The organism is Bifidobacterium sp. ESL0775 (genome assembly GCF_029395475.1).
Lineage (GTDB): Bacteria > Actinomycetota > Actinomycetes > Actinomycetales > Bifidobacteriaceae > Bifidobacterium.
Genome location: NZ_CP113917.1, coordinates 203,858 through 225,475, shown reverse-complemented (window position 1 = coordinate 225,475; position 21,618 = coordinate 203,858). Strand labels below are relative to the sequence as shown.

Below are 21,618 nucleotides of genomic sequence, written 5' to 3'. Positions count from 1 at the left end.
AACCACGCGCAACCGGGAGGAGCAGCAATGAGCACCAATATGCCAACATCACTGGCAAACGGCCGTTACCAGCTGGGGCAACTGATTGGCCGAGGGGGCATGGCCGAGGTCCATATCGCGCAGGACACACGCTTGGGGCGCGTCGTGGCCGTCAAGATCATGCGCTCCGACATGGCCAACGACGACGTCTTCCTCAAGCGGTTCGCCCGCGAGGCGCACTCGGTCGCGCAGATGAACAACATCAACATCGTCAACATCTACGATTCCGGCGAGGAGGCCATCACCGCCGAGGACGGCTCCACCGAGCGCGTGCCCTACATTGTGATGGAGTACGTCAAGGGCCAGACCCTGCGCGACATCATCAAGGCGAACGGCCCCTTAAGCCAGCGCGACGCCGAGCAGGTGATGCTGGGCGTCTTGAACGCGCTCGATTACTCGCACCGGATGGGCATCATCCACCGCGACATCAAGCCCGGCAACATCATGATCAGCGAGCAGGGCATGGTCAAGGTCATGGACTTCGGCATCGCCCGCGCGCTTGACGATTCCGTGGCGACGATGACCCAGTCGCAGGGCGTGGTGGGCACCGCGCAGTACCTCTCCCCCGAGCAGGCCCGAGGCGAGACCGTCGACATGCGTTCCGACCTCTATTCCGCCGGTTGCGTGCTCTACGAAATGCTCACCGGACGCCCTCCCTTCCAAGGTGACTCGGCCGTGGCGATCGCCTACCAGCACGTCTCGGAAGTAGCCACACCGCCCAGCACGCTGGTGCCAGGACTTCCCAAGATGTGGGACCAGATCTGCGCCAAGGCGATGGCCAAGGACCGGCAGAACCGTTACGCGACTGCCGCCGAGTTCCGCAACGACATCCTGACCTACATGAACGGCGGCATCCCGGTGGCGGCGGCGTTCAACCCGCTGACCGACCTCGCCAACATGAAGGAGCGCAAGCAGGCCGAGCAGACCGCGGCAACCGAGGCGATGAACCCCGTGGAGACCACGGCCACGCAGGCCTTCGACCCGCTTACGGGAACCTACGGCGACACCGCGGCGACGCAGCTTGAGCCCGGCGGCAACACCGCCGTCAAGACCCGAGCCGAAAAGGCCGCCGAAGAGAAGGCGAAAAAGAAAAAGAAGATCATCATCGGCTCCGTGATCGGCGGCATCGTGGCCATTCTGGCCATCGCGGGCATCGTCTTCGGCGTCACGCACATGAAGAAGCCGGAGATGGTGAGCGTGCCGACCTTCAACGCCACCACCACGCAGGCGCGCGCCCAGGAGCAGCTTGAGGAAGTCGGCCTGAAGATGAAGGTGGAGCAGGACAACGACTCCAGCGAACCCAAGGGCACCTTCACCAAGCAATCGCCCAAGGGCGGCGCGAAAGCCCCACAGGGCTCGACCGTCAAGGTCTGGTTCTCCGCCGGCCCGCAGTCCGGCCAGATACCCGACGTGAAGGGCAAGTCGCAGGACGACGCCCGAAAAGTGCTCGAGAAGGCCGGTTTCAAGGTCGCGCCCACCGCGCAGACCGAGGACAGCATGGATGTGGCCAAGGACATGGTCACTCGCACCGACCCGGCCGCCGGAACGGCCGCCGACAAGGGCACCTCGTTGATGCTCTATATCTCCTCCGGCATGGCCAAGGTGCCGGATGTCTCGGGCCAGCAGCAGGACCAGGCGCTGAACCAGCTCAAGGCATTCACCGTCGTCGTCCAGCAGGAGGCTTCCGACAACGTGGCCCAGGGCTTGGTGACGCGCACCAACCCAGGCGCCGGCGCCAGCCTTGCCCAGAAGGGCAGCATCACCGTCTACGTCTCCCAAGGCAAGCCGAAGGTCATCGTGCCCAACACCATCTCGTTCGGCACCACCACCTTGGGCCAGGCCCGCGGCCTGCTGCAAGGCTTCACCATCAACGTCACGCAGGGCAACCCCGAGGATGACAGCGCCATCGTCACCGGCATGTCACCTTCGCCGGGCCAGCAGGTCGACAAGGGCAGCACCATCACCCTGAGCACCAAGGCCGCTCCCCAGCCCACCACCCCAAGTGGCGGCGAAGGCAACACCCCGCAGCCCTCCGGTCACTGATCGAAGCCAAGCCTCAACAAACCAGCTGCCACTTTAACCAATGAAAATGGTGCTTGCGAAGCCGGAATCGGTTTCGGAAGCACCATTTTCATATCAATCGCGCCTAATCTTGCTGGTCATTTTTCTTTCATTCTTAGAATTGCTCATCCTCACTCATGCCTCTTATTCCCCTACTTGTAACGATCAACCTCAGTTGATTACCGCTTATCTTCTGCCTTTTATACGTCTGTCTTTGTTCGACATATACAAAGTCATCTGTATAGCAAAGAGTCTCCCAGACCACCACTTCTGGGTCTGGGAGACTCTTGACATACGTCGAACGCTATTCTTTCTTGGGCGGAGTCGGGCGTGGGCGCTGTTGATGGCGCGGACGCTTGCGGTGGGCCAGGACGCCCATTGGCGGCAGGCCGCGTTCGTCGACGAAACGTGGGAGGAGCAGCGATGGCGGAATCGGGGTGCCATCGTAGTGCCACGGCGGTGGCACCAGCTCACGGTAGTTCTTGCGCAGGGCGAGGATGAAACCAATAATCAGCACCACCACGATGGTCAGGAGGCCATACAGCTTCGCGTCGGCGGCGCTATCTTCCAACGGCGGGATGTTCTGCGGGATGTTCCCTCTCTTGGCGGTGATGACGAGTCGCTGAGTGTTGACACCGTATGGCGTGCATGTCATCAACGTCAGCAGGTCCTGGCCCGGAACAACCTTGTAAAGATGTACATCGTCAGGATTGACCACGTGGATGGCCGTCACACGATAGCCCATGGTATGGTTCATCGTCTTGATGTAGATGATGTCCCCTTTGCTCAATTCATCAAGTCTTGTGAAGAGTAAGGCATCCGGTAACCCACGATGGCCTGTGAGCACAGCGTTTGTTGATTTACCGCCTACAGGCACGCTGGTGCCGTAAAGATGTCCGGAACCTATCTGCAATATCGAGCGAGAGGTGCCATGGTAAATCGGCAAATGAATGGAGACTTTGGGAATGCGAATCGTGCCCATCACTCCCGTTGGGCTTTTCAGTATCGATTGGTATGTCTGATCTTTTACTGATTCGGTGTCCTCGTCAGGCTGGGGATCAAAAGGATCTTTTACCTCCCCCAACGTCAACTGCCCTGAAGCGGCGATCTGCTCGTTATAGCGTTGCGCAGCATGATACTCCTTGGCGACGTCGCCGCGAGGCCATTTCAACACGTCTCGTTCAGCCTGAATGGCGGCTAACGACTCGGTTCTCGAGTTGACAGCCCAATGAACAGGGGCCCACATAATGAGGATGACGGTAAGGATGACAAAGATGTCGTGGACGAGCTCGATAAAGATACGGTAGACGTATTGTCCACGTTTTCTGTGGGGCTTGATGACGTCATCAAAAGGCAGAGCCGCTAGGGTCTCCGGTTGCTTTTGTTTCTTACGCTTCATTCGTCCATTCCACTGGTCAGCTCAAAGTACCTAAAAGTATTTCCGCTATTGTCTCGCAAAAAGAAGACAACAGAAAGTAGTTTACTGCGATTTCCATGCTTTACATATAGTAAAGGGTGGTTCGGTCCGAAATTTGATTCCAGACCAAACCACCCTTTAGCTGTCTTTAAAAGTTCAACTATGAATCGAACTTTCTAAACAATGGAAACCTCACTTGTGAGAGGAAGCCATGTTGCGACGGCGAGCCACCGAAGTGATGACCACGATGCCACCGCTGAGCACAACCAGAGCCGCAAGCAGAACGAGGCCCGCGCCACCAGTGAGAGGCAGGGAGGCGAGGTTGGTCACAGACTCAAGCTGAAGCGCGACAGTCTTAGCGGTGCTGTCCTTAGTAGTGTCGCCGCTGCCATCAGTGATTTTGGCGAGATGCCAAACATCTTGAGTCAACGTGAACTTCGTACCCGGAGTGGATCCTGAAGGAGTTCCGTTTGCAATTTCCACTGTGAACGTAGGCTTGATAGCTTCCGAAATGGTCGGAGTATGCGTACCCACTACCGTCTGAGTGAAAGTATAAGTACCCTGTGGAAGGCCATCAATCACCAACTTACCATTGGTGTCAGTGGTTACCGAAGTAATGGTGCCACTGGGATCATAAGTGAAATCAGTTCCAGTCATCGAGAACTTAACATCACCGGAAGCATTCTTAACGGTAAACTGCGCACCAGGCAAATAAGCCGTAGGAGAACTATTCCTCAGGGTATTAGTCAAGTTGATCGTATAAGTAGACAGCGCAACCTCAGAGCTGTTATCTGGATTCGTCGGATCTACGATAGGCGTAGTCTCGCTGGTTTGCGAGGGATTGGTAGGATCAGAACTATGAATCACGGTCGCATCATTGGACTGATTACCCGTCGCGGTGAGCTGCATCGTGTAATCAATGGTAATCTCCGAATCATAGCTCCACTTCAAAACACTGCGAGAGAAATCATAGCTAAACGAAAGATTCGACCCTGACGGGGCAGTGTAGGTATAATCAGTCCCTTCAGCCAAGGTGGTAGTAACACCATTATCAGTTATCTTTACCACTGGGTCTGCAAACGGCGCCGGACTAGACTGCAAACTAAAGCCAGCAGTTGGGGTATCCTTCACCTCAAAGTGGTAGCTCTTGAATCCAGTCGTCATCGGCACATGCGCGGTAATCCTGAAGCCGAACATCGAATTGAGAGGCGCAGCTCTCCACTCTGCATCGGTAGGAGAATTATTCGTTGTCGAAGACGGGTTACTGGGATTAGTATTGAGCTTAGTCACCGTCTTAGTGACGGTAACATCCTTCTGCTTCAGCTCGATCTTACCGACCATGTTGGTCTTTGACGATGAATTCGTCAGAGCATTCGAACCCGCAGTGGTGCCAACGAGCATCGGAATTGCGGTATTGCTATTAGCGGTCTTATCAATAATGACATAAATACCTTCAGTCAGGCCGGTGATTGTTTTGTCATTAGTGCCGGAATTAGCCTGAGTAGGAGCCGTGAAAGCAATCGCCGGAGTCCCAGTTGTCAAATCCGTTACAAAGTTACGGAGTTTGCCGCTGTATGGCTTCTTCGCTGTTGCGTGATCAGGATCTCCTAAGTTCGCTGTACTGTCACTTGAGGTCGAATCGGTTCCGTTATATCCGAGCCAGTTCTGTGCCACCCAGTTCATAGGGTTTGTAGCATCATAACTGGTATCAGTTGGGACACCATTGTTTGCATAAGTAATAGCTTGAACAACTCTTGTCGCGTCATCCGTAGTGACAGCGATGCCAGTGATGTTGCTGGTCGAAGTGTTGCCATCGGCAGCTACGTTGGTATAGGTAGCGAGCCTAGAAACCTGGAAATCATGGCCCTTGCCACCAGTAATGGTGATTGTACCATCATTAGCATTAATGGTTTGCTCGACATCAGCCGCATTGGCCGAACCCACGCCGGTTACACCGAGCGCGAGGAGCGTGGCGGCAGACAACACCATGGCTGCTGCACCACGTAACCCTTTTCCTAACTTCATTTTTATTTCTCCTTGTATTTTCCGGAAATACATTTCTGAATTGTTCAAGCTCTCAACAGGACTTTCATCCCCTGATGCTCTGCCAAATACATCACATCTCCATGCCTAACTCCTTAGAAGCATTTCCTTGCGCGTAACCGACAGGCCTTTAAGCTTGAAGTTTTAGGCTTATAGTACGCACTACTCAATAGTGTACTACAAGTCATGACTTTGTCTAACTGCTTCTGCACCCTGACATATTTATCCCCTTCTTATCTGCTGATCTGATGACGCCGACTCAATATCGCCGTGCCGATTGCTATCAAGCAGCACAGCAGAATGAGCAAGACCACGATTGACGCGCCCGTCCGTGCCAAGGTTCCAGGACCGAACATCCCAGTGCCCAACGCGCCGAACACACCCAACAAACCTCCACGCTTCTTAGCCACGTTCAACGAGAAATTGGCGCCAAGATGGTCCCTTGTCCCGATGGGCCGTTGCACCAACCCACCCGTGTAGTCCCGAAGCAAGCTAACGTATGTGCCATTGTTGCTGGCATCTTTGGTGTACTTGACATCGAACTTCAACAACTCCGCATCCGGCTTTCCGGTGGGTGGCGCAGTCTCCTTGACCGTGTAGATGCCAAGAGGAAGGCCATCAATCTTCAACGAGCCAAGACCTTGATCTCGGTCCACCGCCTGTTGCGTCCGCGGCTCAATGAAAGAGGCGGCCCGAGCGCCTTGCACCACCTGCGTGTGACTTGACGTGACGAGTTTGGTCGTAGTGTGCGATTCCTTGTCCTCGCTCGGATGATAGACGTAATATCCTTCACCTAATTGCCTGAACGACAAAGGCTTGTCATCTTTGAGCAACTCGTAAGTCGCGCCGCCGAGCGGCAAGCTCTGATTCATACCATCGGTGCTTTCCAGCATCATATAGTACGAAGAGAAACTGTAGCTGGAAGCAGTATCATTTTTCTCCACAGCACCACAATTCGTTGCGGGATTTGCTACGCAAGTGGGCTCTGGCTGATGGCTGCTATCACTCGACCATTTAACGCCTGCATCGTTGCTTATTATTCCCGTTCCAACAACCTTCATGTCGTATTCGACTTGAAGCGCAGCAGTAGAAGAGTAAGCCGTAATATTGGGGAACGTAAACGTAAGATAATGCGAACCAGAAATATCAGACTGCGCGAAATACACTTCGTCAACCATTGGTGAGGGTGGTGTCGGCGGGACAGGTGCCAGTGGGACATCAGAGCCATCCACAGTTGCGTGTGCAGAGCCGTTAACATACTGCAAACCAGCACTGGCTTTATCAGTAATTTGGAAGAAATACCGACTAAATCCTGTTGTCATCGGTTCCATAGAAGTCAAAATAAAATGCATAACATCACCGTCACTAGGATCACCTACAACTGGCCATCCCGCTGCGTCCGTGACAGAATCCAATTCCTTATCAACTGTTGGCGTATCAGATTTCACTTTAATCTCGCCGAGCATAGGCGTCACAGGGTTGCTGACCACTTGAAGATGGCTATCGCCCACCGTAGTACCGACCAACATAGGAATTGAATTAGAAACACCGTTCGGCAGCACAGCAGTTGTGTCTTCAATAACATAGATACCTTGATCCAAATTATCAAAAGAGGCCGTGCTCGACCCTGGAGCCACACTTGCCCTGACGCTAGTATTTATTGCCGCCTGAAAACCAGAATCCTTTTGCAACTCGGTCACAAACTCACGCAACTTACCTGTAAACGGATGAGAATTCGAGGTTGTATCTTCACTTTCAGCTTCGCTAAGGTATCCAAGCCAGTTACGCGATATCCAACACATGGTGTCCGAATGACAGTATGCTGTCGAAGGTACTGAGGGACGTCTACTCACTCTCCTGTATGCGTTACCGATTGCATTGACGACTGCGGCGGGCGCAGAAACAGTACTCACATCAATTTCTGTGACCATTGTCCCAGTTTTCGTGGCAGAAGTATAGCTACCTATCCGAATAGCTTTGAAGACATGGCCCTCGGCTGCCTCATCAACCTTAATTTGCCCAACACGATGACTCACATCAACATTTTCATCCGCATTAGCGCTGTCAACGCCGGCGACCCCGCATGCCAGTATCATCGCAGCACTCAGCGCCGCTGCTGCAACGTTGCGCAATCCTTTACGTATCGCCATGTCTCTCTCCCTGGTGAGGCACAACCCCCACTTAAGTTCTTACCCAAGCAATGCCGACGAATGCCTAACACGCTCCCTTGTTATACACCCATACTAGCATGACATTTCCATACCGATAACAAAGCTAGCCAGTTCCAACGACAGAAATCGCCAAAATTATTCGATTCTAACGTGTTTACGTATTAATGATTCATTGTTCTAAAAACTATCAGTCCTACTTGTTTAACTACAAAACCTACGTTTCTGAATGTTGATATCGGTTACATAACATGTAACTACACGCGTGTAGTTTTCCACAACTGTGGAGAAAAGTGTGGATAACTTGGGTATAACCAGTGGAAGCAATGGGGAAAAGACACTCATTTATCCACACTGCTTTTCCAAATCCCCTATTTCACAATGTTTTTTGAATGTGGACAATGTGGATAACAATTACACACAGGTCTTTGCATATCGCTACCATATCAAGAATTATCTTGTGGTTATCCACAGCGCCCCACAATAATTATTCATATTCAGTGGATAACTTTACACAAAGCAATCCTTAAAATGGGCAATTACTCAATTACTGTTCGCTGACTTATTAATACTGAGATGTATGCTCAACTAATCATCCGCAAAACATTGAGCATATTGCGACGATCGATTCCAAAAAGCCAACCTATCATATCTCCAAGTCTCTTATATTTATCGATAGAGACTAAACTCTAATAGAAAAATCCATCACAGTTTCTTCACTTCTAAAGATGCATTACGGCGTTTCTTGTTGAGCGTCGAATACTTAAACAAAATGGGATGGACACACCTTGTGTCCATCCCATTTCATGTCTGGCTTATTAGAGCCCTACATCCTTATCCATCAATCCATCCGACGATGTCGGCTCGATTCGGACTCGGAGTTCCGCAGAACCTCCAGCCCAGCTGCCAATACCAGGAAGGATATTGCCAAACCAGCTGGGATGGCGATCGCGGAGCCAGTCTTTGACAACTTCGCGCCGCCATTTGGCTGGCCAGAACCTAGCTGCCCCGACGAAGTGTTATGCGGAGGATTCGGTACAGCACCATTAGCCACCCAGTTCGGGCGCACAAACAGGTCAGACATCACCGAAGTTCCCACGCCGGTCGGACCAAACTTGAACACCAACGTCGGGGAGCCGTTACTTGTCGCAGACGACACCCAGCCATCCTGGTGATAACCCGGCTTGGAAAGACCGGTGATCACCGGTGCCGTAAGAATCGTGCCTCTATAGTTCACCGGAAGCGGGTTGCTACCGGAGATCGACGACCACGAGGCACCCGGCCCGGGCTCGAATGTCACCGAATGAACCGCTTGTACCCAATTCGGACGAATCCAGATGTCATGCGCAGGCATCGTCGTTGTACCGAACGTGAACGTCGTAGCAGGTCCATTATTTGACAAGGCAAACAACCAGCCGTCCTGCACCTTGTTGGCAGGAGCCGTCAGGCCCGCGATCGACGGCGCCGACGGGATTGTCGAACCATAAAGCACTGAACCAGTCCCCGGCAACGGAGTCCACGAAGCGCCAGTCCCAGGCTCGTATGTCACTGTATATGGGGCGCGCCCCCACACCGGGCGCACATACAGGTCCGACGTCACCGCGGTGCCCGACGGGCCGAACAGGAAATCGCCGACCCGCGCGCCGTTGTGCGACGACGCATACTCCCAGCCGGTCTGGCGATAGCCAGACGGAGGCACCAGGCCCACGATCGACGGCGCCGCGGGCACCTTGTCGCCGTCATTGACCGTCAACGGGTTCGTGCCCGAGACCGACGACCACGAGGCACCCGGCCCCGGCTCGAACGTCACCGAATGCGTCGACTCGGCCCACACCGGGCGGATCGAGACATTGTCGGCCGGCATCGCGAAACTGCCCGTAAACGCCGTCCACGAACCGGAAGGAGTCTTATACTCCCAATAATCCAAATGATGGTGCGCTGGCGCCCGCGCGCCAGCCGAAGCGGGCGCGTTGACGGTATCGCCATACACGGCGGACGCCGGCAGCGAGCCGCCAGCCCACGAGCCGCCGTTCCAATCATACGAAATCGAGTACGAGGCGCGCCCCCACACCGGGCGCACATACAGGTCCGACGTCACCGCGGTGCCCGACGGGCCGAACAGGAAATCGCCGACCCGCGCGCCGTTGTGCGACGACGCATACTCCCAGCCGGTCTGGCGATAGCCAGACGGAGGCACCAGGCCCACGATCGACGGCGCCGCGGGCACCTTGTCGCCGTCATTGACCGTCAACGGGTTCGTGCCCGAGACCGACGACCACGAGGCACCCGGCCCCGGCTCGAACGTCACCGAATGCGTCGACTCGGCCCACACCGGGCGGATCGAGACATTGTCGGCCGGCATCGCGAAACTGCCCGTAAACGCCGTCCACGAACCGGAAGGAGTCTTATACTCCCAATAATCCAAATGATGGTGCGCTGGCGCCCGCGCGCCAGCCGAAGCGGGCGCGTTGACGGTATCGCCATACACGGCGGACGCCGGCAGCGAGCCGCCAGCCCACGAGCCGCCGTTCCAATCATACGAAATCGAGTACGAGGCGCGCCCCCACACCGGGCGCACATACAGGTCCGACGTCACCGCGGTGCCCGACGGGCCGAACAGGAAATCGCCGACCCGCGCGCCGTTGTGCGACGACGCATACTCCCAGCCGGTCTGGCGATAGCCAGACGGAGGCACCAGCCCACGATCGACGGCGCCGCGGGCACCTTGTCGCCGTCATTGACCGTCAACGGGTTCGTGCCCGAGACCGACGACCACGAGGCACCCGGCCCCGGCTCGAACGTCACCGAATGCGTCGACTCGGCCCACACCGGGCGGATCGAGACATTGTCGGCCGGCATCGCGAAACTGCCCGTAAACGCCGTCCACGAACCGGAAGGAGTCTTATACTCCCAATAATCCAAATGATGGTGCGCTGGCGCCCGCGCGCCAGCCGAAGCGGGCGCGTTGACGGTATCGCCATACACGGCGGACGCCGGCAGCGAGCCGCCAGCCCACGAGCCGCCGTTCCAATCATACGAAATCGAGTACGAGGCGCGCCCCCACACCGGGCGCACATACAGGTCCGACGTCACCGCGGTGCCCGACGGGCCGAACAGGAAATCGCCGACCCGCGCGCCGTTGTGCGACGACGCATACTCCCAGCCGGTCTGGCGATAGCCAGACGGAGGCACCAGGCCCACGATCGACGGCGCCGCGGGCACCTTGTCGCCGTCATTGACCGTCAACGGGTTCGTGCCCGAGACCGACGACCACGAGGCACCCGGCCCCGGCTCGAACGTCACCGAATGCGTCGACTCGGCCCACACCGGGCGGATCGAGACATTGTCGGCCGGCATCGCGAAACTGCCCGTAAACGCCGTCCACGAACCGGAAGGAGTCTTATACTCCCAATAATCCAAATGATGGTGCGCTGGCGCCCGCGCGCCAGCCGAAGCGGGCGCGTTGACGGTATCGCCATACACGGCGGACGCCGGCAGCGAGCCGCCAGCCCACGAGCCGCCGTTCCAATCATACGAAATCGAGTACGAGGCGCGCCCCCACACCGGGCGCACATACAGGTCCGACGTCACCGCGGTGCCCGACGGGCCGAACAGGAAATCGCCGACCCGCGCGCCGTTGTGCGACGACGCATACTCCCAGCCGGTCTGGCGATAGCCAGACGGAGGCACCAGGCCCACGATCGACGGCGCCGCGGGCACCTTGTCGCCGTCATTGACCGTCAACGGGTTCGTGCCCGAGACCGACGACCACGAGGCACCCGGCCCCGGCTCGAACGTCACCGAATGCGTCGACTCGGCCCACACCGGGCGGATCGAGACATTGTCGGCCGGCATCGCGAAACTGCCCGTAAACGCCGTCCACGAACCGGAAGGAGTCTTATACTCCCAATAATCCAAATGATGGTGCGCTGGCGCCCGCGCGCCAGCCGAAGCGGGCGCGTTGACGGTATCGCCATACACGGCGGACGCCGGCAGCGAGCCGCCAGCCCACGAGCCGCCGTTCCAATCATACGAAATCGAGTACGAGGCGCGCCCCCACACCGGGCGCACATACAGGTCCGACGTCACCGCGGTGCCCGACGGGCCGAACAGGAAATCGCCGACCCGCGCGCCGTTGTGCGACGACGCATACTCCCAGCCGGTCTGGCGATAGCCAGACGGAGGCACCAGGCCCACGATCGACGGCGCCGCGGGCACCTTGTCGCCGTCATTGACCGTCAACGGGTTCGTGCCCGAGACCGACGACCACGAGGCACCCGGCCCCGGCTCGAACGTCACCGAATGCGTCGACTCGGCCCACACCGGGCGGATCGAGACATTGTCGGCCGGCATCGCGAAACTGCCCGTAAACGCCGTCCACGAACCGGAAGGAGTCTTATACTCCCAATAATCCAAATGATGGTGCGCTGGCGCCCGCGCGCCAGCCGAAGCGGGCGCGTTGACGGTATCGCCATACACGGCGGACGCCGGCAGCGAGCCGCCAGCCCACGAGCCGCCGTTCCAATCATACGAAATCGAGTACGAGGCGCGCCCCCACACCGGGCGCACATACAGGTCCGACGTCACCGCGGTGCCCGACGGGCCGAACAGGAAATCGCCGACCCGCGCGCCGTTGTGCGACGACGCATACTCCCAGCCGGTCTGGCGATAGCCAGACGGAGGCACCAGGCCCACGATCGACGGCGCCGCGGGCACCTTGTCGCCGTCATTGACCGTCAACGGGTTCGTGCCCGAGACCGACGACCACGAGGCACCCGGCCCCGGCTCGAACGTCACCGAATGCGTCGACTCGGCAGTGACGCCACGCGTCACCGTGCCGCTGTATGTCGTAGAAGCACTTCCTACTGACACGGATGGTTCAGAGAATCCAAAACTCAAAGTTGTTGGCAGCGGCACTGATGACGGCCATGTCATAACACCAGTGGACCCACTATAAGTACCGGAGCTGGGGGTCGTCGGGGCAACAGTCGTATCATTGGCTGCATAAGTGTCAGGGGAACTGGTCAGTTTGCCTGACTTAGCCGTCAAGTCGGTTGAAGTGGCGTCCGGCGTCTGCGTTATCGTCTGACCCAGCAAATGCAACGTCGTCAACGAGCCTAAGGAAGTCGATGCCGTCAAAGGCGAGATGTCACTAATATGGTTCTCGACCAAATCAAGTTCGACGAGACTTGACATGGTGGCGAACGTTGACACACTCGAGATGTTGTTTCGGAAAATTATAAGATGCTGCAATTGGGTCAAGCTGGACAGCGGTGTCGTGTTCGTAATGCCACATTGTGCCACCTTAAGCGTGGTCAGGTTTCCAAGAGCGCCAGCTATCGAGCTCAAGCCCACGTCTCCAATCGGGTCAAACTGCAAATCAAGTGAAGCCAGATTTGTGAGACTCGTTAACGGCGCGACATTCGAAAGCGTCATATTCTGAGCCAAATCAAGGGTTCTCAAATTTGTGTTCAAGCCTGACAGCGCCGAAACATCCGTAATCCGGTTATGCTCCAGATTCAAAGTCGTCAAATTCGTAAGACTAGCCAAATCTAAAATAGATGAAATACTGTTATTGGAAAGATTAAGATTCGTTAGATTCACAAGGCCAGACAACGGCGTGACATTCGAAATGCGGTTCTTGCCTAGGTTAAGACTCGTCAGACTCACGAGGCCAGACAACGGCGTGACATTCGAAATGCGAGCGTTAAACAAATCAAGAGTCTGGAGATTCGTCAGATTAGCCACAGGCGAGACATCGGTAAGATTCCAAGTGTGCTCCGCGGTAAAACTGGTCAGATTACGAAGATATTCCAGACCTTCCAAGCCACCATCGTTACCCCTAATCACGCTGAACTGCATGTCCAACGTGTCAACGGAATCAGCCATTGTTTGCGTGAAATACTCACTAAGCGTATAACTCGTGCCCAACGCGCTATTAATCTTGGCAAGAACCTTATCTCTTAGAGCAGGGTCAGGAAAACAGGTACTAATCGGTGTCGGGGTGACAAGGCACGTAGAGCGCAGAAGGCTACCACCGCCACGAGGGGTCAGACCTTGGGCCGATGGGAAGGATGACTGAGACTGCACCTGGCTGGGAGCCTGGCTGCCTTCAGCGGGATCGGCCACGGCGGCACCGGTCGGCAGCACCATTGCCACGCCGACAATCAACGCCACCACGGCAGAAAGCAGACCTCCATGCCTCGCTGGCCTCCTGCCCTCACGGACACGCGACAAACGCCTCTTCAAATCCGCCATGATTCCTCACTCTCTCTCGCATCAGTAATCCTACGTACGCGCGCACAAAACTACCCGCTATGCAACGACACATATCTGGCTACAATATAAGCCTATTGTATGTAGTACAGGCAGACAAGTCAATCGAAACGATTTACGAGGGATTCCACTATCGGATTCTCAAAGTTTTCCGCACTATTCGTCTATCATCCGACGTCGCTCATCCATCGTCCCACACCACTTATTCTGGATATCAAAACAAAACGCGCCTTCCGATGCTCGGAAAACGCGTTGTGATTCAGTATTCAGTTCGACGTCTTGTTTTCTTATAACAAATGACGCGAAATCAGCGCCACCACATCGTCATGATGAAACCTACCATCACGATGCAGAAGGCGATCAAGAGGTTCCATGCGCCGATGCCAGGAATCGGGTACTTGCTGGTGAGGTAATACACCACGGCCCACGCGAGGCCCAGGATCATCAGGAAGCAGAAAAGCGGCACGAACCAAGCCGGGTTCGCCTTGGTACCCTTGATGGTCTCCTCGACGCGCTTGCTGTTCTCGGCCTGGCGCTGGGCGACGCGGCGCAACTGCGGGGTCATCGCCTTCTTGTCGGTGCTCGTGGCGCTCAGAAGCGCATCGATCTTGTCCATCGGCAGGTCAAGGTCGTCATCGTCGTCATCGGCTTCTTTTTCGTCGGAAGCCGCGTCGGAATCGTCAGCAGATTCGTCAGCAGACTCGTCAGCCTTGGCGTTCTTCTCGGCCTTGGAGGCTTCGGCGGCGTCCTTCTCAGCGGCCGACTTGCTGTCGTCCTTATCGTCTTCAGTGTCCTCGGCGACTTCGGCCGTCTCGGTCACCTCGGTGTCGGTCTCGGCGGCGGCGTCATCATCCGTCTGCGTTTCGGGCTCGTCCCATGCCTTCTGCCCCTCATCCTGCGTCGAGGCGGCATCCGTGCCCTTGTCCAGCTCTTCGTCAGCCATAAGCGTAGTCTCCATTCAATAGGCTAAACGACATATTAGTGTACACTCGAAACAAGAGAAAGTAAGTCAAGGAAATTGGAATAATGAAGGAAACTCCGGGCAGGCACAAGGCAAGGCGTTCGCGGCTTGGCGGGGTCGCCGTATTCGTGGTGGTCGCGCTCACCGGCTTCCTTCTGATGACCAACCTGCGCGTCAACAAGACCAGCGTCGTCTCCTCCGACACCGCGCAACTGGTGCAACAGCGCGTCGCCCAGGTCGACAAACTGCAGAAACAGGTCAAATCGCTCGGCACGCAGATCAACACGCTCAACAAATACGCCGGCAAGGACGCCTCGAAAACCGGCAATTCCAGCGAGGACCCGGGCGCGGGCACGATGCTTCCGGCGGTCACCGGGCCGGGGATTTCGGTGACGCTCAACGATTCGCCGCTTTGGCAGCACATGGTCTCCGATTCGGGCACCGGCACGGCCGCGAACATCAACGATTACGTCATCCACCAGCAGGACATCGAGTCCGTGGTCAACGCGCTTTGGCGGGGCGGCGCGGAGGCGATGATGATCCAGGACCAGCGCGTGCTTTACAATTCCGCGATCATCTGCAAGGGCAACATTCTGATGCTGCAGGGCAAGCAGTATTCGCCGCCGTACACCATCTCCGCCATCGGGCCGAACGCGGCCATGCGCGACGCGCTCAGCAATTCGAAGGCGATCCAGACCTACCAGGAATACGTCAGCGCGTTCGGGCTGGGGTGGAAGGTCGAGGACAAGGACAACCTGCGCTTCCCCGAGGCGCCGGTGCTGCAGACGCTGCGCTACGCCACAGTGATGAAGAACGAGGGCAAGGAAGCCGGGGGCGAGGAAAACAACGGCAGCGGCAGTAACGGGAACGGCAACAGCGGAAATGGGAACGGCAGCAGCAACAGCGGCAACGGCAATAACGGCAGCGGGGACAAAGAATGAAGCGCGGGATGAACGGCATGGAAGGTATAGGAGACACGAACGATTTGGACGATGACCGCGAGCGCCGGGGCGGCGAATCTGCCGGACACGACGATGACATTGAAACCACCGATCTGAACGACGCCTTCGCGGATTTCGGTGAGACCATGCCTGGCCAAGGGCAGGCACCGGAAACGGCGAACACGAATTGGCAACCGGCTCAGGGCCAGGACGGGGACCAAGACAATTTTGCTGGCTTGATCGACGACACCACAGCGCAACGTGCGTATCGTGAGGAGGATCCCAGCCAGCACGGAGGTCGTGCCGCAGGCCATGCCGCCTCACATGCACGCGGAGGGCGCGGGACGACAGGCGACGGTTCAAGACGGTCGAACTCATACTCACGCTCATACTCGCGCTCATACTCGCGCTCGCACTCCGCCTCAAAACGCTTGTGGACGGTGCTGGGCATCGTCGCGGAACTGCTGTTCACCATGGCGGGAATCTGCGCGCTCTACATCGTTTGGCAGATGTGGTGGACGGGCGTGCAATCGGAGCACACGCAGGTCGAGCAGCGCCAATCCGTCTCGTGGAGCGACCCGAGCAAATCGGCGAATTCCGCGAAGGGCGTCAGCATCGCGAGCCCGCAGAACGGCACTCCCCCGGTGCAACCTGAGAAGGCCAATACCGGCGACCTGATCGCGCAGATCTACATTCCGCGTTTCGGCGACCAGTGGCAGCGCAACATCGTCGAGGGCACGGACATGCCGCAGCTCAACGCGCACGGCATCGGGCATTACACCTACACGCAGATGCCGGGGGCGCTCGGCAATTTCGCGGCGGCCGGGCATCGCGCCGGCTACGGGCAGCCGCTGGGCGACGTCGACAAACTGCAGGTCGGCGACCCGATCGTGCTGCGGACCAAGGATTATTGGTACGTCTATACCTACACGCGCTATACCATCGTCTCGCCTGACGACGTGGGGGTGGTGGCGCCGGACCCGGACAGCCCGGGGACCAAGCCCACCGAACGCCTGATCACCCTGACCACCTGCGAGCCGAAATACAGCGCACCCGCCTCGCACCGCTGGATCTCTTACGGCAAGCTGAAATATTGGGCGAAGGTCTCCGACGGCGTGCCTGCCGAGCTGACGAAGCAGCAGGGGCCGGGCGGGGCGGTCCAGTTCATCAACAACGAGAAGCAGTCCTTCGCCTCCAAACTCCCCTCGCTCGTTCCTGTGCTGGTGGCGGCGCTGATTGTGTATCTCGTGCTGTTCGTCATGGCCGCGCTTTTGTGGCGCTGGCCGCTTCGGCGAGCGATTCGCGACGGTGAGGTCAAACGGCCCACGGCGAGCATTTATGGGGGGCTGATGCGGCTGCAACCGGGCGTCAAGCCTGTGCGGATTTTGCTGTTGTTGATTCTGATCTTCGCGGCCGCTGTCGCCGTCGTGCAGTGGGGATGCCCTTGGGCTGCAGCGAATATTCCATTATTGCGGCAAATGTCTAATTTTGTGGCCGTGACGAAGTGACTTCTTGGGGCCGTAATCAAGTAGCGGCCTACAACTGTGACGAATTAGCGCTTTGGGGCCGTGATCAAGTAGCGCTTTTGTGGCTGTGCTTATTGATTCATGACTTGTTTTGTGATCGAACAGACGCAACTTACGGGGTACAGAGCCGGCTCAGTGAATTAGGGCACAGCGAATGACTTGTATTCTTGCTTTAACCTGACGACCTATGCCCTTCGCAGTTTCGATTTACAAGATTTCTTGATTGTATTACATTAGCGAGGTACCGCTCCGCTTTTTGACCTTTTTGCATGAGGTGATACGTTGATTGCGGCTCGTAACGCGATTTTCCGCCCTCAAATCAATACCGTGCGCTTGAGGTTTCTCTAAGCCGCGCCGAATGTTAGAGTGATTCCATGACTCAAGAACATGCACAGCAAATCAACCTTCTGAATGCGGTTGGAAACAACGCTGACAATAAAACTTCGAACACTGCTGAGAATAACGTTCAGCACAGCATACGCGACGTCATTATCGTCGGTTCCGGCCCTGCGGGCTATACCGCGGCCATCTACCTCGGGCGCGCGGGCTACAAGCCGCTCGTCATCGCAGGAGCCCTGACCCCTGGCGGCCAGCTCGTCAACACCACCGAGGTGGAGAACTACCCCGGTTTCCCCGACGGCGTGATGGGCCCGGACCTTATGGACAGCATGCAGAAGCAGGCCGAGAAGTTCGGCGCCGAGATCGTCTTCGACGATGTGGTGTCCGTTGACTTCGGCGACGGCTCGGATAAGGCCGCCTTGAAAAGCGTGACCTGCGACCAGGGCGACACCTATCAGGCACCGGCCATTGTGGTGACCACCGGCTCCAACGTGCGCAAACTCAATGTGCCGGGTGAGAAAGAATACTCCGGCAAGGGCGTCTCCTACTGCGCGACCTGCGATGGCTTCTTCTTCCGCGGCAAGCCGATCGTCGTGGTCGGCGGTGGCGATAGCGCCTTCACCGACGCCGAGTTCTTAACCCGCTTTGGCTCTTCGGTGACGCTGATTCATCGTCGTAGCGAATTCCGCGCCGCCAAGATCATGGTCGACCGCGCCAAGGCCAACGACAAGATGTCGTTCATCCTCGATTCCGTGGTCGATAAGGTCAACGGCGAGAACGGCAGCGCCAAGTCCGTCACCGTACGCAACGTGAAGACTGGCGAGACCACTGAGGTGCCGGCCGAGGGCGTGTTCGTGGCCATCGGAAACACCCCCGCCACTGAATTCCTGAACGGGGCCCTGCAGCTTGATGAGAAAGGCTATATCAAGGTCGACGGCGCTTCCACCCGCACATCTTTGCCGGGAGTTTTCGCCGCTGGAGACGTGGTCGACAGCGTCTACCGTCAGGCGGTCTCCGCCGCTGGCATGGGTTGCCGTGCCGCGCTCGACGCCCAGGATTACTTGGATGGCCTCAAGTGATTGATTCCGAGCAATTTCAAGGACTTACACTTCATTATTTTGCATAAGTAGTTCTGTATTCCCATCAATGCAAAACCTCCTGGGTGCACATCATCGACTGTGACGATGTACCCAGGAGGTTTTTGTTTTCAACTGAAAACATATCTGAGACGCTAATACAGATTCCCACGGATACAAGTTTTATTCCTACCTCGTATCACTCTGCCTTTGCGCCAGTTTAGAATGTAGCCGAGCTTCACACCCAACCATTTTGTTGGCTGTTCTGCTGTTTAGGCATCAGCAGACCGACAATGCGCTTCATGTCCTCCGACGAGGAAAACACGATTTCGATGCGTCCGCGCTGCTTGCTGCCCTTGATCGAGACTTTGGTGTCGAAGCGGTCTTCCAGGTTATGCTGGATCGGAGATTGCGCCCAAGGGTTGTCCTTCCTGGACTTCTGCTTCTTGGCGTTACCGTCGCCGTTGGACTTCATCGCGACGATCTCTTCCGTGCTACGCACCGAAAGCCCTTCGGCGATGATCCTGTTCGCCAGCTTCTCCATCTCTTCCTCATTGGGAAGGCCGAGCAACGCACGCGCATGTCCTGCAGAAAGCACGCCAGCGGCGACTTTCTTCTGCACCGATGGTGGCAGGTTCAGGAGACGCAGTGTGTTGGCGATCTGCGAGCGCGACTTGGAAACCGACTTGGAAAGTTGCTCTTGGGTCAGGCCGAAGTCCTCCATCATCTGCTGGTAGGCCGCTGATTCCTCAAGCGGGTTCAACGCCACTCGATGCAGGTTCTCCAGCAAGGCGTCGCGGAGCATCTGGTCATCCGTGGTCGTCTTCACGATGGCGGGAATCGTGTCCAAGCCGGCGAGATGCGCGGCACGCCAGCGCCGCTCCCCCATGATCAGCTCATACTCGCTGTCCATGTTTTGTTGGAGGTGCTTGCTTGAAGTGCCAATTGCGGTTGTAGCTGGTTGCTTCGCCTTCTGGTTCGCCGGTCGCTTGCGCACGACAACCGGCTGAAGCACGCCGACCTCCTTGAGGGAGGCGGCGAGTTCCTTGAGCTCATCCTCATCGAAGATGGTTCGTGGCTGATTGGCGTTCGGGCCAATCTGGTCAAGTTTCAGCTCGACCAGGTACCCACCCTGCACAGGCTTCAACCCGGCTGAGCCCTTGTTTTCAGGGTTATCTTTTTCAACGTTCGATTTCGGTGAGGAATCGGAAGCCCGTACTTCACCCGCCGAACTTCTGGCATTCTCCTTGGCGGTCTTTGATTCAACGACTTCACTGCTCGGGGACTTATCTTCCACCGTGCTGCCAAAGAACAGATCGCTGGGATGAGCCATCCCCTCTTTCAACGAAGGCATCATCCTGCGCCTCTTCGCGGAGCGTGGCGATGTTTCACGTGAAACATTCTTCGAGGATGCCTTTACAGCGGCCTTTTTATTTGAATTTTTTGTGGACTTTGGAGACTCATCCGCTGCGACCTCCGACGAGTTCTCGTCAGCGAATACCGGCTCGCCGGGCAATGCGGGGAACAACGCACCAAGGCCTTTTCCCAAACGCGACTTTGATGCCATATCAGTTACTCCTCTGCTTTCTGGCCTGTATTGTCTTCAACACCGCAGGTGACCTTCGGGCTATCTCCAACGCTGCTTCACGATACGCCACAGCCCCCATGCCATGCGGATCATATTCTATGACGCTTTTCGCGAAACTCGGGGCCTCTGAGATCTTCACCGTCCGAGGGATCGTCGTCTCAAGCACAATATGCGGATAATGCTCACGAACCTTGTCGTAGATCTCCTTGCTGAGCAACGTACGACGATCGAACATCGTCACCAGCATGGTGGAAACCAGCAAGCTAGGGTTGTAGTGCTTTTGCACTAGACCTATGGTCTGAATCAGCTGCCCAAGACCTTCGAGCGCATAATACTCAGCCTGAATGGGAATCAGCACCTCGTTGACCGCGCACATCGCGTTGATGACCAGCAGACCCAGACTCGGAGGGCAGTCAATAATGACATAGTCATAATGTGTCTTCGAAGACTCAATGAAATCTGAAAGCGCGTCTTTGAGCAGGTTGTTTCGGTTCTGCATATCCGCGACTTCGAGCTCCGCGCCACTCAAGTCGATGGAGGCCGGAACCACCTCTAACGTTTTGAAGGCTGGACTGGGCTGCTTCACCTCTGCGATGCCTTTTCTTCCCTCAAGCACGTCGTATGTCGAAAGCTCCCCTCCATTATGCTTGACTCCCAACGCGGTGGAGGCGTTGCCTTGGGGATCCATATCGATGACCAAGATCTTGGAATGCGCGTAGGCCAGAGCCGCTGCGATATTGACGGCCGTCGTGGTCTTGCCGACCCCGCCTTTCTGATTCGCCACAGCGATGTAGCGGGTCTCAGCGGGCTTGGGGAAACGGACATGGTCCAAGGCTTCGTATCGTGAGGAGACTTCGGCCATCTCAGAACCGACCGAGTTGCTTTTCCCACCAAAGATACGCTTGATGGTTTCGGAGGCAGATTCCATATCCCTCAACTCCCTACGACACTCCGCCGTCAATCATCAACTGTGGAAATGCGCACAGCTTCTTTTGGACTAGTCATTCTAGTTTCGTCATTCGTATGGACAGAATCCGCGTCTACACACTTATCCACACCACTGTGGATAAGTGTGCGTAACTTTTGTGGACAAGTTCAATCACTCGAAAATTTGTTCGCAAAACAGTTGGAATTTCAACAATTTTCAGAATACGACATCTTCACTTCGAAATTGTGGATAACT

General features: G+C 56.6%; 12 protein-coding genes. 4 read left to right on the top strand and 8 right to left on the bottom strand.

What is annotated here, in order from left to right; translation table 11 throughout:
* Positions 1-27: 27 nt before the first annotated feature.
* Entirely contained in the window at positions 28-2,082 is a 2,055-nt protein-coding gene (gene pknB / locus OZX73_RS00650) for a Stk1 family PASTA domain-containing Ser/Thr kinase (protein WP_277149675.1), read from the top strand.
* A 322-nt stretch (positions 2,083-2,404) separates the two neighbouring features.
* Here pknB and OZX73_RS00645 read toward each other — a convergent pair whose 3' ends face one another.
* The 6 genes from OZX73_RS00645 to crgA all read right to left on the bottom strand — a co-directional run bounded on the left by OZX73_RS00645 (position 2,405) and on the right by crgA (position 14,947).
* Positions 2,405-3,499 (bottom strand): class C sortase, encoded by a 1,095-nt coding sequence (locus OZX73_RS00645; RefSeq protein ID WP_277149673.1) that lies wholly within the window; start codon positions 3,497-3,499, stop codon positions 2,405-2,407.
* A gap of 210 nt (positions 3,500-3,709) precedes the next feature.
* Positions 3,710-5,542 carry a SpaA isopeptide-forming pilin-related protein gene (locus OZX73_RS00640; protein ID WP_277149671.1) on the bottom strand — a complete coding sequence of 611 codons (1,833 nt, stop codon included), beginning with the start codon at positions 5,540-5,542 and terminating at the stop codon, positions 3,710-3,712.
* Positions 5,543-5,793: 251 nt separating this feature from the next.
* Positions 5,794-7,710, bottom strand: a complete 1,917-nt coding sequence (locus OZX73_RS00635) for a SpaA isopeptide-forming pilin-related protein (protein WP_277149669.1) — start codon at positions 7,708-7,710, stop codon at positions 5,794-5,796.
* Between the two features lie 859 nt (positions 7,711-8,569).
* Positions 8,570-10,423 (bottom strand): hypothetical protein, encoded by a 1,854-nt coding sequence (locus OZX73_RS00630; protein ID WP_277149667.1) that lies wholly within the window; start codon positions 10,421-10,423, stop codon positions 8,570-8,572.
* The gene (locus tag OZX73_RS00625; protein WP_277149665.1) at positions 10,321-12,600 is read right to left on the bottom strand and encodes a hypothetical protein; all 2,280 of its coding nucleotides are present in this window, start codon (positions 12,598-12,600) and stop codon (positions 10,321-10,323) included. Before OZX73_RS00625 ends, OZX73_RS00630 begins: the two co-directional genes overlap by 103 nt.
* Before the next feature lie 1,711 nt (positions 12,601-14,311).
* The gene (gene crgA / locus OZX73_RS00620) at positions 14,312-14,947 is read right to left on the bottom strand and encodes a cell division protein CrgA (RefSeq protein WP_277149663.1); all 636 of its coding nucleotides are present in this window, start codon (positions 14,945-14,947) and stop codon (positions 14,312-14,314) included.
* A gap of 83 nt (positions 14,948-15,030) precedes the next feature.
* On the opposite strand from crgA, the gene OZX73_RS00615 reads away from it, so the two are divergent.
* The 3 genes from OZX73_RS00615 to trxB all read left to right on the top strand — a co-directional run bounded on the left by OZX73_RS00615 (position 15,031) and on the right by trxB (position 18,850).
* Positions 15,031-15,906 (top strand): DUF881 domain-containing protein, encoded by an 876-nt coding sequence (locus OZX73_RS00615; protein WP_277149661.1) that lies wholly within the window; start codon positions 15,031-15,033, stop codon positions 15,904-15,906.
* Between the two features lie 431 nt (positions 15,907-16,337).
* Positions 16,338-17,414 (top strand): class E sortase, encoded by a 1,077-nt coding sequence (locus tag OZX73_RS00610; protein WP_277150864.1) that lies wholly within the window; start codon positions 16,338-16,340, stop codon positions 17,412-17,414.
* Between the two features lie 392 nt (positions 17,415-17,806).
* Positions 17,807-18,850 (top strand): thioredoxin-disulfide reductase, encoded by a 1,044-nt coding sequence (trxB, locus tag OZX73_RS00605; RefSeq protein WP_277149659.1) that lies wholly within the window; start codon positions 17,807-17,809, stop codon positions 18,848-18,850.
* Between the two features lie 235 nt (positions 18,851-19,085).
* On the opposite strand, the gene OZX73_RS00600 is transcribed toward trxB, so the two are convergent.
* Both OZX73_RS00600 and OZX73_RS00595 read right to left on the bottom strand, forming a co-directional pair.
* Entirely contained in the window at positions 19,086-20,414 is a 1,329-nt protein-coding gene (locus OZX73_RS00600; protein ID WP_277149657.1) for a ParB/RepB/Spo0J family partition protein, read from the bottom strand.
* Position 20,415: 1 nt separating this feature from the next.
* Positions 20,416-21,363: an AAA family ATPase gene (locus tag OZX73_RS00595; RefSeq protein WP_277149655.1), complete on the bottom strand. Its 948-nt coding sequence runs from the start codon at positions 21,361-21,363 to the stop codon at positions 20,416-20,418.
* Positions 21,364-21,618: the final 255 nt, after the last annotated feature.